At 36.2% G+C, this 13,578-nt stretch carries 12 protein-coding genes; 11 read left to right on the forward strand and 1 reads right to left on the reverse strand.

Going from position 1 to position 13,578, the window contains the following annotated elements; genetic code table 11:
- Positions 1-7: 7 nt before the first annotated feature.
- Positions 8-679 (reverse strand): Crp/Fnr family transcriptional regulator, encoded by a 672-nt coding sequence (locus H729_RS06115; RefSeq protein WP_020449137.1) that lies wholly within the window; start codon positions 677-679, stop codon positions 8-10.
- Between the two features lie 73 nt (positions 680-752).
- Between H729_RS06115 and H729_RS06120 the strand changes: the two genes are divergently transcribed.
- From H729_RS06120 to H729_RS10245, 11 genes are all read left to right on the forward strand, one after another.
- Positions 753-1,433 carry an ATP-binding protein gene (locus H729_RS06120; protein WP_020449138.1) on the forward strand — a complete coding sequence of 227 codons (681 nt, stop codon included), beginning with the start codon at positions 753-755 and terminating at the stop codon, positions 1,431-1,433.
- Position 1,434: 1 nt separating this feature from the next.
- Complete coding sequence (hcp, locus tag H729_RS06125; protein ID WP_020449139.1) at positions 1,435-3,009, forward strand: hydroxylamine reductase; 1,575 nt, start codon at positions 1,435-1,437, stop codon at positions 3,007-3,009.
- Between the two features lie 140 nt (positions 3,010-3,149).
- The gene (locus tag H729_RS06130; RefSeq protein ID WP_020449140.1) at positions 3,150-3,773 is read left to right on the forward strand and encodes a 4Fe-4S binding protein; all 624 of its coding nucleotides are present in this window, start codon (positions 3,150-3,152) and stop codon (positions 3,771-3,773) included.
- Between the two features lie 4 nt (positions 3,774-3,777).
- Positions 3,778-4,545, forward strand: coding sequence for a protein-ADP-ribose hydrolase (locus H729_RS06135; protein ID WP_020449141.1), 768 nt, complete (start codon positions 3,778-3,780; stop codon positions 4,543-4,545).
- Positions 4,511-5,362 carry an SIR2 family NAD-dependent protein deacylase gene (locus H729_RS06140; RefSeq protein ID WP_020449142.1) on the forward strand — a complete coding sequence of 284 codons (852 nt, stop codon included), beginning with the start codon at positions 4,511-4,513 and terminating at the stop codon, positions 5,360-5,362. The genes H729_RS06135 and H729_RS06140 overlap by 35 nt, the downstream gene beginning before the upstream one ends.
- A gap of 153 nt (positions 5,363-5,515) precedes the next feature.
- Positions 5,516-6,655, forward strand: a complete 1,140-nt coding sequence (locus H729_RS06145; RefSeq protein WP_020449143.1) for a DUF362 domain-containing protein — start codon at positions 5,516-5,518, stop codon at positions 6,653-6,655.
- 800 nt (positions 6,656-7,455) lie between these two features.
- Positions 7,456-8,412, forward strand: coding sequence for a co-chaperone GrpE (gene grpE, locus H729_RS06150; RefSeq protein WP_020449144.1), 957 nt, complete (start codon positions 7,456-7,458; stop codon positions 8,410-8,412).
- 5 nt (positions 8,413-8,417) lie between these two features.
- Positions 8,418-9,983 (forward strand): Hsp70 family protein, encoded by a 1,566-nt coding sequence (locus H729_RS06155; protein ID WP_020449145.1) that lies wholly within the window; start codon positions 8,418-8,420, stop codon positions 9,981-9,983.
- Between the two features lie 212 nt (positions 9,984-10,195).
- A complete protein-coding gene (locus H729_RS06160) occupies positions 10,196-10,963 on the forward strand; it encodes a transglutaminase domain-containing protein (RefSeq protein WP_020449146.1) in 768 nt (255 codons plus the stop codon).
- Positions 10,964-11,009: 46 nt separating this feature from the next.
- Positions 11,010-11,387 (forward strand): hypothetical protein, encoded by a 378-nt coding sequence (locus H729_RS06165; protein WP_020449147.1) that lies wholly within the window; start codon positions 11,010-11,012, stop codon positions 11,385-11,387.
- A 28-nt stretch (positions 11,388-11,415) separates the two neighbouring features.
- Complete coding sequence (locus H729_RS10245; protein ID WP_020449148.1) at positions 11,416-13,563, forward strand: InlB B-repeat-containing protein; 2,148 nt, start codon at positions 11,416-11,418, stop codon at positions 13,561-13,563.
- Positions 13,564-13,578: the final 15 nt, after the last annotated feature.

Raw genomic sequence — 13,578 nt, forward strand, 5'->3', positions numbered from 1 at the left:
GTAACGATTATGCTGACAATTCATTTAGTTTAAATTTATTTTTTTCAAAGTCTATCAATCCTTCATTTCTAAGTTTAGACAGTTCGTTGGATATTGCACTCCTATCCACGGAAAGATAATCTGCAAGCTGCTGCCTGTTGAATGGTATTTCAAATTCAGGGCTGCGGGCTTTCTTAGACTGTTCAGAAAGATAAGAAAGAAGTTTTTCTCTAATGCTGCGTTTTGAGGTATGCTCTATTCTCTTTGTCAAAACAAGATTTTTCTCTGCAAGACTCCAAAGTAAATTACGGATTAAGACTGAATGAAACTCGCATGCTGAAGTACACACATTCATTATTTTATTTACATTAATAAACAGGACGTCAGTGCGTTCTTTGGCAATTACATTGATTTCCAGCCTTTCTGTGCCTAAGCAGGCATAGGCTTCTGCAAAAATCTGGCCGTTGCCAAGACATGTAAGGATGTTATCGTTCTCCCAGAAATCCTCTTTCACGATATGCACATTCCCGCTCAATACTATTCCGACATTATGAACGATATCTCCGCTCCGCAGGATGACTGCATCTTTCTGATATCTTTTAACAGTGCCGTTCATGCAGTCTAAGATAGATAGTATTTCATCATCTGTCATGCCGGAAAATAGCGGTGAATTTCTGATCAAATGCAGATATTTTTTCATTATACTCACATTGTTGTTTTTACAACGTAATTGTTTTATTTATTATATTTCATTTGCTACAGTGTGAAGTGTCATGATAAGAAAAATAGTTAAGATTGATGAGAAAAAATGCAACGGCTGTGGCATATGCGCAGACGCATGTCACGAAGGGGCAATTCAGATAGTAAATAACAAAGCTAAGCTTGTCAAAGATGATTATTGCGATGGATTAGGAGACTGCCTGCCAGGATGTCCGACTGGAGCTATATCGATTGAAGAAAGAGAAGCGGAAGCCTACGATGAAAATGCTGTAAAATCACATCTGCAAAACAAAGAAAAGGAGATTGCTTGCGGATGTCCAGGAGGACAGACAAGGGTTATCGACACTTTAGACAATAATTGTCTAAATCAGTGGCCGATACAGATAAAGCTCGTTCCCACAAACGCTCCCTACTTTGATGATTCGGAGTTGCTTATAGCCGCCGACTGCACCGCTTTTGCGTATTCAAATTTCTATAACGATTTTATCAAAAACCGCATCACATTAATAGGATGTCCAAAACTGGACTCAATAGATTATAGTGAGAAAATTTCTGAAATTATCAAAAATAACAAGATCAACAGCATCAGGATTGTGATGATGGAAGTGCCATGCTGCACCGGTCTTGAAAATGCAGTATTAAAAGCTCTTCAAAACAGCGGAAAAACTATCCCGTTGCAGACTTCAATAATATCAATTAATGGAAAAATAATTAAAAATAAAGCAGGTGATTAAAATGGATGGAAAAATGTTTTGTTTTCAGTGTGAACAAACAGCAGGATGCAAAGGATGTACCGGCGAAAACGGTGTATGCGGAAAATCATTCATGGTAGCCAATACACAAGACAGCTTGACACAGGCACTTATCGATCTGTCTCTGTCTCTAAATGGAAAAGAACCGAATGACAATCAGCGCCGCCTCATGCTTGAAGGGCTGTTCACAACGATTACCAATGTCAATTTTGACTGTGAAAAAATAACTGCGCTGACTAAGGAAATCAATTCCCAGTTTCCCAATACCAACTCTGAAGATACATATTCAGATCATTCACTGCAGTTATGGGCAGAAACAGAGGATATCCGTTCACTTAAATCACTTATATTATTCGGCCTTCGCGGCATGGCTGCTTATGCGTATCATGCAGCAATGCTTGGATATCAAGATGATAAAATTTCTGACTTCTTTTTCGAAGGATTACGAGCTGTAGGAAATCCAGAAGCTAATATGAATGGACTGCTGCCGATTGTAATGGAGGTAGGCAAAGTTAATCTAAGATGCATGGAGCTGCTGGATAAAGCCAATACTGAAACTTATGGAACTCCAATACCATCAACTGTTTCGCTTACAGTAAACAAGGGCCCGTTCATAGTTATAACCGGGCATGATCTGAAAGATCTGAAACTCCTACTAGAACAAACAGAAGGAAAAGGAATAAACATCTACACTCATGGGGAGATGCTGCCGGCTCATGCATATCCAGAACTTAAAAAATATGGCCATTTAAAAGGTAACTTTGGTACGGCCTGGCAGAATCAGAAAAAAGAGTTCTCAGACATTCCTGCACCGATCCTGTTTACAACGAACTGCCTGATGCCTCCCAAACACAGCTATTCTGACCGTGTATTCACAACCGGAGCAGTATCATTTCCCGAGACGATTCATATTGACGAGGATAAAGATTTCACTCCAGTGATACAAAAAGCGCTGGAACTCGGAGGCTATGAAAAAGATGTGGAGTTTGCAGGAATAAATGGCGGCAAAGAAGTTACTACTGGATTTGGACACGCGACTGTGCTGTCTATTGCAGATAAAGTAATCAATGCAATAAAAGACGGGCAGATCAAGCATATATTCCTGGTGGCTGGATGCGATGGGGCAAAACCTGAGCGCAGTTATTATACGAATTTTGTTAAACTCACACCGTCAGACTCCATCGCGCTGACACTGGCATGCGGCAAATACCGTTTCAATGATCTTGATTTAGGCACTGTCGCAGGAATCCCCAGAATTTTAGATATGGGGCAGTGTAATGATGCATATAGTGCAATCCACGTAGCTGTGAAACTTGCTGAAACTCTGAACTGCAGTGTGAATGATCTGCCCATCTCATTTGTAATCTCATGGTACGAACAGAAGGCAGTCAGCATTCTGCTGACTTTGTTATACCTCGGAATTAAAAATATCCGCCTGGGTCCATCAATTCCTGCATTCATGTCCCCAAACGTTCTGACATACCTTGTTGAGAACTTCGGCATTGCTCCGATCACAGTACCGGAAGATGATATGAAAGACCTGCTGAAGCAAGCCTGAGACACTTTTACTAAAATCTACAACAAAAGCGCTTGAACCCATTTGGATTAAGCGCTTTACACTTATTATTTATATGTGACAGTATCCGCAAGGTTACTGCTTTCTATATATGAGTCCATATCAATTCAGATAAGACATATATGAAAAGATATGAAGAGTATCTGCACATGCTGGTGAATGAGATCCATTCTACCATTTTTGCTACGGTAGATAATAACGGAAATCCCGTGACATGTGCAATAGATATTATGTTAGCTGGTGAAGAAGGCCTATACTTTCTGACTGCTAGGGGGAAAGCTTTCTATGACCGCCTCGTTTCCCACCCAATAATATCACTTACAGGAATAAAAGGTAAAAATACATTGTCTTCAAAATCCATAACTATCTGCGGAAAAGTAAAAGAAATTGGAAACGGCCGCATTCCAGAGATATTTGCAAAGAATCAATACATGGCTGAGATTTATCCTGATGAGAAAAGCCGGACATCCTTGACAGTCTTTCAAATTTATGAAGGAGAGGGAGAATTTTTTGATCTCAGTGTAAAACCTATATTCAGAGAAAAATTTTCATTTGGGAATGCTATCATTCGAGAAACCGGGTATTTTGTTACCGAAAAATGTGACGGCTGCTCTTTATGCTATGATGTCTGCCCCCAGAAATGTATAGATGTCTCATATACTTCAGTTAAGATTAAAGAAGAGAACTGCCTGCATTGTGGGAGATGCACTGAAGCATGCGACCGGCAGGCTATAGAAAGAAGATGATAGAATGAAACAAGAAGAACGCCTTCGGTGGTTGATCGAGCATCTTCTGCAGGAAAACAAAGATTGCCGAGATGTACCGTCTTCAGAACATGAAAGAAAACAACTGCTACGGGACTTGATGAATATCAGGACACCCAATCAGGTCAGTAAGGAGTTTTTAGAGATACAGGACGAATACCTTTCAGAAGAGCTGTCAAAGAAGAAGATTACTTCATTGAATGATCTTAGCCCCATTGATGAGCATATCTACATCTGGAAAGGAGATATTACTACACTTGCCGTAGATGCGATTGTCAACGCGGCTAACAGTTCCCTTTTAGGATGTTTTATTCCAAGACATGCATGCATAGATAATGCAATTCATTCTGCAGCCGGGGTACAGCTCAGACTTGCATGCAGCGACTTAATGACAAAACAAGGAGGAAGAGAACCGCCTGGAACTGCCAAAATAACTTTTGCATACAATCTGCCATCTCAGTATGTAATTCATACTGTCGGGCCTATGATTCAGAATGAAGTCACACAAAAAGACCGTGAGTTACTGGAATCCTGCTACATATCATGTTTAAACATTGCTGCAGATCATGATGTAAAGAGCATAGCATTCTGCTGCATATCTACCGGAGAATTTCACTTTCCCAATTATGATGCTGCCAAAATTGCCGTGAATTCTGTAAAAGGATTCTTGAAAACACATAAGATGAATGTAATTTTCAATGTTTTCAAAGAAGTGGATTATGACATCTACAGACGACTACTCAAAACAAATTAAACGCCTTCGGTGCGAGATCGAAGAAACTGATGCAATTGTGATAGGCGGGGGATCAGGCCTGTCTACATCTGCAGGTTTGACATACTCTGGAAAACGATTCGAGGAGAATTTTTCAGACTTTATCACAAGATATGATTTAACAAATATGTACACCGGAGGGTTTTATCCATATCAGACAGCAGAAGAATACTGGGCATACTGGAGCAGATACATCTATGTTAATAGATATAACAAAACTACTGGCCAGCCATATTTGGATTTATTAAAGATTGTAAAGAATAAAGACTATTTTGTAATTACAACAAACGTAGACCATCAATTTCAGATTGCCGGCTTTGACAAAAACAGAATATTCTGTACTCAAGGAGATTATGGGTTATGGCAGTGCTCAAAACCGTGCCATCAGAAAACATACGACAACGAAATGATCGTACGTCGCATGGTGTCAGAGCAGGAAGACATGAAGATACCTTCAGAATTGATACCACATTGCCCCATCTGTGGAAGAAAAATGTGTGTAAATCTTCGCATCGATAACAATTTTGTAGAAGATGAAGACTGGCATTTTGCAGCAGAGAATTATTCCATGTATATCCAAAATCATAAAAATAGTCGCATATTGTTTTTGGAACTGGGAGTAGGATGCAATACTCCAGCTATCATCAAATATCCTTTCTGGAGGATGACTTATTTAAACCCACAGGCAGTCTATGCCTGCATAAATCTGGGTGAAGCACATACAGCTAAAGAGATCGAACCTCGTTCCATATGTATTGATGAAGATATAGGCAAAGTTCTGAGAGAGATTGTTGCATAATATCATAGAAATTCAATATCTTAAAGTTTGAGCAAACTCTAAGTTTAAATAATATGTATGATGTCTCTGTAATCTATCGAAGAGCTCAGAAAATCAATGAAAATAATGCTTTCAAAAGTATATTGAAAACTATACAGATAAGGAGGAGCTGAAATGGAAAAATCAAAAGTTTACTATACCGATTTTCGCACAACCGCATTCGGCAACGGACTGCCGGCCAAACTTAAAGAGTTGATTAAAGCTGCTGGAATTGAACAGATCGATATGGCTGGAAAGTTTGTTGCCATAAAGATGCATTTTGGTGAGCTGGGCAATATTTCATACCTGCGCCCGAACTATGCTAAAGCAGTCGCAGATCTAGTTAAAGAATTGGGAGGAAAACCATTCCTGACAGACTGTAACACCATGTATCCCGGAAGCCGTAAAAATGCTCTAGAACATCTTGAGTGTGCATGGGAGAATGGATTTACACCTTTGTCTACAGGCTGCCCGATAATAATCGGAGATGGGTTAAAAGGAACTGATGATATTTCCGTACCGGTTGTAGGCGGAGAGTACGTTAAAGATGCAAAGATCGGCCGTGCAATAATGGATGCTGACGTTATTATCAGTCTAAGTCATTTCAAAGGACATGAAATGACTGGATTTGGAGGAGCGATCAAGAATATAGGAATGGGCTGCGGTTCACGTGTCGGAAAAACAGAACAACACAGCAACAGTCAGGCATGCATAGATGAAGAAAAATGCCGTGGATGCCGTTTATGTCAAAGAGAATGTGCCAACAATGGTCTGGTTTTTGATGAGAAGAAAAAGAAGATGAGAATTGATTCTAAAAACTGTGTTGGATGTGGCAGATGCCTTGGAGCATGCAACTTCGATGCAATCTCATTTGAAAATTCCAGTGCCATAAAGGAATTGAACTGCCGCATGGCGGAATATACGAAAGCTGTCGTATATGGACGTCCACAATTTCACATATCTCTGATTATTGATGTCTCACCTAACTGCGATTGTCACTGTGAAAATGATGTTCCAATTCTTCCAAACATTGGAATGTTCGCGTCATTTGATCCTTTAGCTTTAGATCAGGCTTGCGTAGACGCTTGCCTTGCTGCTCAGCCACTGCCTAACAGCCAATTGACAGATAATATGAAAAAAGCAGATTTTGTCGACCACCATGATCATTTCACCAATTCCACACCTGAATCGGAATGGCGGAGCTGTTTAGAACATGCTGAAAAAATCGGACTTGGAAACAGGTCATATGAGCTAGTCTTTGTAAAAACCAACTAAATCTATTTTATTTTAAAACAGCCTCCTTCTTGGAGGTATTTAATATTTTTAAATACAATCCAACTATTATAATTACACATCAGCTATTAGATATTTGACCAGTTGATATTAGACACCGCATGTTTAAAAAGATTCATGGAAAAAGATGTTATGACCATTTGAGACATTGGAGAAATCCATCGATAAGTTAGTAGCTATGATGTTTCATGAAGCTGAGTTAAAAAAATATAATCAACCATAATTAGAATGTATTTTCACTTAGTAATCTAATTGAGGATGTGTGCAGTCCGGCTGGAGTATATAGAGAGGGTGGCGGACGTATTTAGGCATAAAAGAACATACGGGGAAAGGCCACAATGTTTACAAACCGTTAGAGTACAAGGGGATGTGTGAAACTTATTAATCCACACAGTATTCAATATACTCTTGATGTATGATGATCAGCTTTGCAGATTTATCGCATTGCATACTATACTTCAAAAACCCTAAAATTTGACTAGACGTCATAATATATCCAATGATTTCCTAAATACCCTGACCTTTTTGTCATGATAATTATTATGATATCTAAAAAATATATGTAAATATTATTAAACATAAATATAAAATATAAAGCATGTATAAATAAAGTTTAATTTTATGGGTCATATGCTTCATGAGCAGTATTGCATATGTACATTACAGTAAGTCTAAATTTTACTTTGTATAAGAGATGTATAGATATGTATATATGGTACTATAAGGATTACCATCTGTTCAAGAGGGCGTGGTTGATTTGATTGAGAATAACCAAGATTTGAGTGGGGGGGGGGGGACGTTCATCCTCAATAACTCCTAAAAAAACAGATTTAACGATTAATGAGGACAAAATATCACATCCAGACCAAACAATTCAAGATTCTGAGAATGGTACTGAAGAGCTATGTGAAAAAAATGGCTATGAAGGTTCCAATAGCCATGTTAATGGGTTATCTGATGATATTAATGACTTATCCAGATTAGAACCTCCAAAAATAAACAACGCATCTACTTCTAGAATTAATATTAGTGGAAAGATCATACTCGAAAAAAATGATCAAATTGACAAAAAAGATGAGCTATTACAGATACATAATAGCATACAACAGATAATTAAAATGCTTGAACCAGTACTTCAAATGGTTTCTGGAGCTGGCTATTACGAAAAGACAAACGATGAGAATCAAGAAAGTATTGAAACATTCGAAGAAATGTTAAGAGACATAAATACGAAGATTGATGAAATAATTCATGCATATAATGTGCTAGTTTCATTATACTCTAAGATCAACATTACAGATGGTATTAATGATTTGGGAAAACATCTATCTTCCGTAATAAATGAAACGTGTGGAGATCTAGCAAAGAGTAAAAACATAGATACAGAAAATAAGATCATTGATTACTTTATAGATGTATTCGAAAATTATAAAAAAATGTACAATGCTGCTGAAAATAACAATAGCTTTGATTATAAAAAATCATTTTTGAGTATAGATCAGATGTTTAGATGTGCTCTAAAGAATATAAATGTAGAGTATATTGAAAAATTTTTAGTTGGAGAAAATGTTGATTATGAAACTATGAGAATAATAGGAACTGAAAATACTGAAGATGAGTATAAGGTAAGTACCATTAGTAATTACATTGATAGTGGTTCATATAAAAGAAATGACAGAATAATTCGTCAACAAAAGGTAATGATTTTTACAAGAATGGAAAACTATGAACAAGAGTGAATATTATGAAAGTATATCTAGGAATTGATCTAGGAACAACTAACTCTTGCATATCCAGAATTACAGATATGGAAGATGAGCCAAGAGTGATAGAGACATCGGCATCGGATAAACATACTCTTCCGTCTGTAGTTAGTTATGAAGAAGACGGAATTGTTGTAGGAGATATAGCAAAACAATATTTGTTTGATGTTAAACATAAAAATAAAACTATAAAATTAGCAAAGATGTATATGGGTTCAGAAAAAAGATGGAAGATAAATGAAAATTTGAGTGTGACTCCCGTAGATGTATCTGCAGAGGTATTAAAAAAATTGATGGAGCATTACAAGAATCAATATGGTAATGAAAGTTATGAGTGTATAATAACATGTCCAGCAAATTATATGGAGAATAAAAAAAATCTTGTTTTGGAAGCAGCAAAAGCTGCTGGAATTTCAGTTAAAAGTCTTTTGAATGAACCCACTGCAGCTGCAATATCATTCTTTAAAACAAATAAAGATACGATCGGAAAAACAATAGTAGTCTTTGATTTAGGTGGTGGTACACTTGATGTTACGGTTGCTACGTGTATAAAGGTGCAGCGAGATGGTGATGAGAACTACACATTGGAATATAAAATACGCTCATCTAAAGGAGAAGAAATGCTAGGTGGATCATTATGGGATATTGAAGTAGAGAAAGAAATGTTACTGCAATGTTCACAACAGACTAATAGATCAGAAGAGGATATTAGAAAGAGTGTTGCTGATTATACATTGATAAAGTGTACATCAGAAGAATATAAGATTCAGTTATCTTCTGGATCATTGGATACTACGTTTGTATTACGTTCAACCGGCGACCTTGTAAATTTTAGATTTAGCATTGAGGATTTTGAAAAGAAAACAGAACATTTATTGCTCAAAGCACTAGGCGTATTTGATAATGCACTAGAAAGTGCATATAATAGTGAAGTGGAAGGTCTTCAAAAAATAACAAAAGATGACATATACAAAATAATACTTGTTGGAGGGGGGTCGAGGATGCCTCAAATCAAAAAAGGAATGATAGCAAGGCATCCAGATTTTGCTGATAAGATACTGATGAGGGATCCAGACCTATCCATATCAAAAGGTGCAGCGATATGGTGTAAAGAATATAATGAAACTATATTAACAGAGCGCCTTTCCAATACGTTTGGGATTAGTGCGTACCCGAATGATGAAGATGAGGATATAGTTTGTTGTAATCATATACATATAGGTCAAAGTATACCATGCGAATGCACATTGGACTACTTAACACGTTATGAATGCACAGCTCTTCACCAAAACATATATCAAAATGCTTCATCAATAGGTACAAAATATACTTCATTAGATGAATGTGATAAAATAGGAACATTAATTGTTCAATTACCACATACTGTTCCCAAAGATACGCCAATAAAAACCACATTGAAAGTAGATTCATCTGGAATATTAAGCGTCATAAGTGAGTGCATAGGCGTAACAAATTCTTGTACAATCACTCTCACACCAGAGCTAGAAGAATCACTTCCAATTGATCTGATATTAAGAGTAAAATGAGTATAATTCAGATAGGTGATATGAATGTCAAAAGTATCAATGGAAAATCGATATAAGTACTACTATGAACAATTAGATATTAGATTAAAAGAAGCATATGATAGGATACATTCTGGATTAATAGATAGAAACAAATATATATATATTTAAATAAAAATTACAACTTTTGTGAAATTGACAACATAATATCAAAAATTATTCTTGATGACCCGATGATATATGACATAAGTCACCGTTCGATAAAGACTAATGATGGAATAATTGAAATAAAAATAAAATATATGTTCGACAATGATAAGAAAACAATATTGGATGATCAGATAGTGTATAAAATAAATGAAATATACTATAGTGATATATTTAACTGCACAGATGATTTTTCCATTGAAAAATCAGTTCATGATTGGATAATAAAAAACAGTGTTTGGCACAAAGAACAATCCAATGACCGAATTGAGGAATCAGAATATCACAGTATACTGGGGACTCTTTTGTATGGGCGTGGTGTATGTTCATCAATTGCACATACTACCTGCTTGCTACTAAATAGCTATGGAGTAGATTGCGCTTCAATAACAGGAAATAATCATCAATGGAATATTGTAAAACTAGATGATGTGTGGTATCATCTTGATGTAACATATGATTTTAATAATAATTATCAGTATTTTAACATAGATAATAAAACTTGTTTTTTAGACCATGAATGTGAACAGAACGTTAATTGTCCATCAATGGCTATGAATTACTATGTAAAAAATAGATTAATTGCATCAAACAAGTATGAACTGGATAGGGCAATTATTAAACATATCGATGAAGACTCATTTATGGTTAAAATTTTAGATCTAAATATGAGTGACGTACGTAATATAATTATGCAATTGAGAGATAAATACTTTGATTTAAAAAAATACAGATATGAGTATGATGAGATTCAAAAAATGCTAATATTGACAAGGAGGGGTTATACTGAATAAAAAAATTATTAATAAAAAAACAGAAATAATAATAGAAGATGATGAAGTGAATGGTACACAAGTTTTTCCATTTACAAGTCCTAAAGAAACACTCGATGTAGCAATAGAAAATATTAATGATCAGGAATTAAAGGATTTTGTCATCAGAGAAATCTATAGGAAAGATGCAGATATTGGAAATTTATTACCATCTGACGCATATAGATCTTATGAGTGCAACAAAGAAAAGCTTGGATCAGACCATAAACAAAAGATCGAAGATCAGATTAGATATTTAACTAAAAAAGAAAAACAACTAGAGTTTGATAGAACTAATATGACCCAAAAAGAAAAACAGATCATCGATCAGGATTTATTCATAGTAAAAATGTTAAAAAAAGAATATATTGATGCATTGATGCCTGGCTCAAGGAAAGATTGGTAATATATATTGAAAATGGAGAAGATAGCTAATGAAAAAAGAAATGTTACTATCAATAGCTGTTGTTGTGATGCTTAGTATGTCTATATTTACATATGTAGTAAATGATGATTCATTAAATGAGGATGATGCAGTAAGTGACATTCCGGACATCATTGTTCAGAATGATGAAAACTCTAATATCATTGAATTATCAACAGCATATTTAGGAAAAACATATCATATCAATTCTAATATAAAGACATTAGTAATAAATGGAAAATACACATTGACAAACGAGATATTAGACGGGTTTTCAATATGCATTGATTCTAGATCGACAGATTTGACAATAACTCTAAATGATGTGGGATTTAAAAGTCTTAATGGACAACCAGCCATATACTCAATAGATTATCCTAACTCAGCCAAATATAAGGTTAATCTAATCTGCAATAACAAGGTCATTATTCAGGGTTCAGATGCAGTTAGTTCAAAAAGTTACACGTCCACAATATATTCTGCTAGCATCAATATGATTATTAATTGCGATGTTGAGGTATATGGAGGAAACGGTGAGACATCATCTAACGGATTAGTTGCAATAAATACACATGATTTAACAGTTACTGGAAGTGGAAAAGTTATCGCTACAGGAGGAAATGGTGGTAATGGGAGCGATGGTACCAAAGCTAGTGATGGAAATTCCGGCAAAAATGCAATCGAGAATAATGCAACTAAAAGCACATCAGGTTCTACGGGTAATAATGGACAGGATGGTTTTAATGGTGGCAATGGAGCATTCGGCATAGTAACATCTGGCCTCACAATTTCTGATAATGCCTACATATATAGCACAGGAGGTGACGGCGGTAATGGTGGCAAAGGTGGTAATGGTGGTAATGGCGGAACTGGTGGCAAAGGAGTTAGCAGCATCGATGGATACAAAGTATCCGATGGCGGCAATGGCGGCAAAGGTGGTAATGGCGGCAATGGTGGTAATGGCGGCAATGGTGGAACCGGTTTAATATACTCCACATATTCAGGATCGCCTTCTTCATTATTCGTTTTAGACGGTAATGGTGGAACTGGTGGCAATGGTGGAACTGGTGGCAATGGTGGAACTGGTGGCAATGGTGGAACAAGGCAGTTGTTTGTAGTAAAAACACCCATCTGTAGTAACGGTGGAATCGGTGGTAATGGTGGTAATGGCGGAACCGGTGGCAATGGTGGTAAAGGTCTAATACCTGGTGATGGGGGAATTGGTGGATCGGGAGGACATAGTGGCAACGGTGGTTCCAAAGGGGTCGTGGTTGCCGACATTACTCACATTCAATTTGAAGGAAGAGATGGCATTAGTGGGTCAAGCGGCATGAAAGGTACAAATGGACAATCTGGAGATGAAGTGACAATATCTGATATATATTATACAGTATCCTTCATATCAAATGGAGGAGATAAGATTGATTCACAAAACGTGTTAAAAGGAAGTACCGCAGAAATTCCTTCTACACCCATACGTGAGGATGATATGAATAATAGATACTCATTTGATAATTGGTATTTAAATTCAAGTTGTACACAAAAATATTCTTTTGATATGCCAGTAACAAAAAATATAACATTATATGCTAAATGGATTAGCACACCTCACCCTAAATATAACATAGTATTTGATTCGAATGGTGGTTCAAATATTGCTTCACAGATGGTTATAGAAGGAAAAAAGGCCATAGCTCCAAACGATCCGACATATAATGATGGAGTACATGAATATATATTTGGGGGATGGTATACAGATTCCAATTTATCCTATAAATATGATTTTGACACCCCAATTACAAAAGATACGACATTATACGCTAAATGGGATCAAATTACTAAAAAATATACAATATCGTTTGATTCAAATGGCGGTTCAAAAATAGAGACACAAAGTATCGTAGAAAGAAAAGAGGCTATAAAACCAGATGATCCCACACGAGAAGGAGGAATGACATATAGCTACAGCTTTGGTGGGTGGTACACCGATTCGTCATTATCTTATAAATTTGATTTTAATACACCAATAACACAAGATATGGTATTACATGCTAAATGGAATAAATCAAACTGCATTAGTTTAATAGTTTCAGTACCATTAATATTTGCTGGAACAGCATGTATTCCATTAATTGGATACATTGGACGGCGCTTATAAGGTAGTTATATTCTG

Source organism: Candidatus Methanomassiliicoccus intestinalis Issoire-Mx1, assembly GCF_000404225.1.
In the GTDB taxonomy this organism is placed as follows: domain Archaea; phylum Thermoplasmatota; class Thermoplasmata; order Methanomassiliicoccales; family Methanomassiliicoccaceae; genus Methanomassiliicoccus_A; species Methanomassiliicoccus_A intestinalis.

Bases quoted from the DNA above. Each gene is read 5' to 3' on its own strand.
- hcp (WP_020449139.1), top strand. From the start codon at position 1,435: ATGGATGGAAAAATGTTTTGTTTTCAGTGTGAACAAACAGCAGGATGC.
- H729_RS06120 (WP_020449138.1), top strand. From the start codon at position 753: ATGATAAGAAAAATAGTTAAGATTGATGAGAAAAAATGCAACGGCTGT.
- H729_RS06160 (WP_020449146.1), top strand. From the start codon at position 10,196: ATGATATATGACATAAGTCACCGTTCGATAAAGACTAATGATGGAATA.
- H729_RS06130 (WP_020449140.1), top strand. From the start codon at position 3,150: ATGAAAAGATATGAAGAGTATCTGCACATGCTGGTGAATGAGATCCAT.
- H729_RS10245 (WP_020449148.1), top strand. From the start codon at position 11,416: ATGAAAAAAGAAATGTTACTATCAATAGCTGTTGTTGTGATGCTTAGT.
- H729_RS06135 (WP_020449141.1), top strand. From the start codon at position 3,778: ATGAAACAAGAAGAACGCCTTCGGTGGTTGATCGAGCATCTTCTGCAG.
- H729_RS06140 (WP_020449142.1), top strand. From the start codon at position 4,511: ATGACATCTACAGACGACTACTCAAAACAAATTAAACGCCTTCGGTGC.
- H729_RS06155 (WP_020449145.1), top strand. From the start codon at position 8,418: ATGAAAGTATATCTAGGAATTGATCTAGGAACAACTAACTCTTGCATA.
- H729_RS06115 (WP_020449137.1), bottom strand. From the start codon at position 679: ATGAAAAAATATCTGCATTTGATCAGAAATTCACCGCTATTTTCCGGC.
- H729_RS06145 (WP_020449143.1), top strand. From the start codon at position 5,516: ATGGAAAAATCAAAAGTTTACTATACCGATTTTCGCACAACCGCATTC.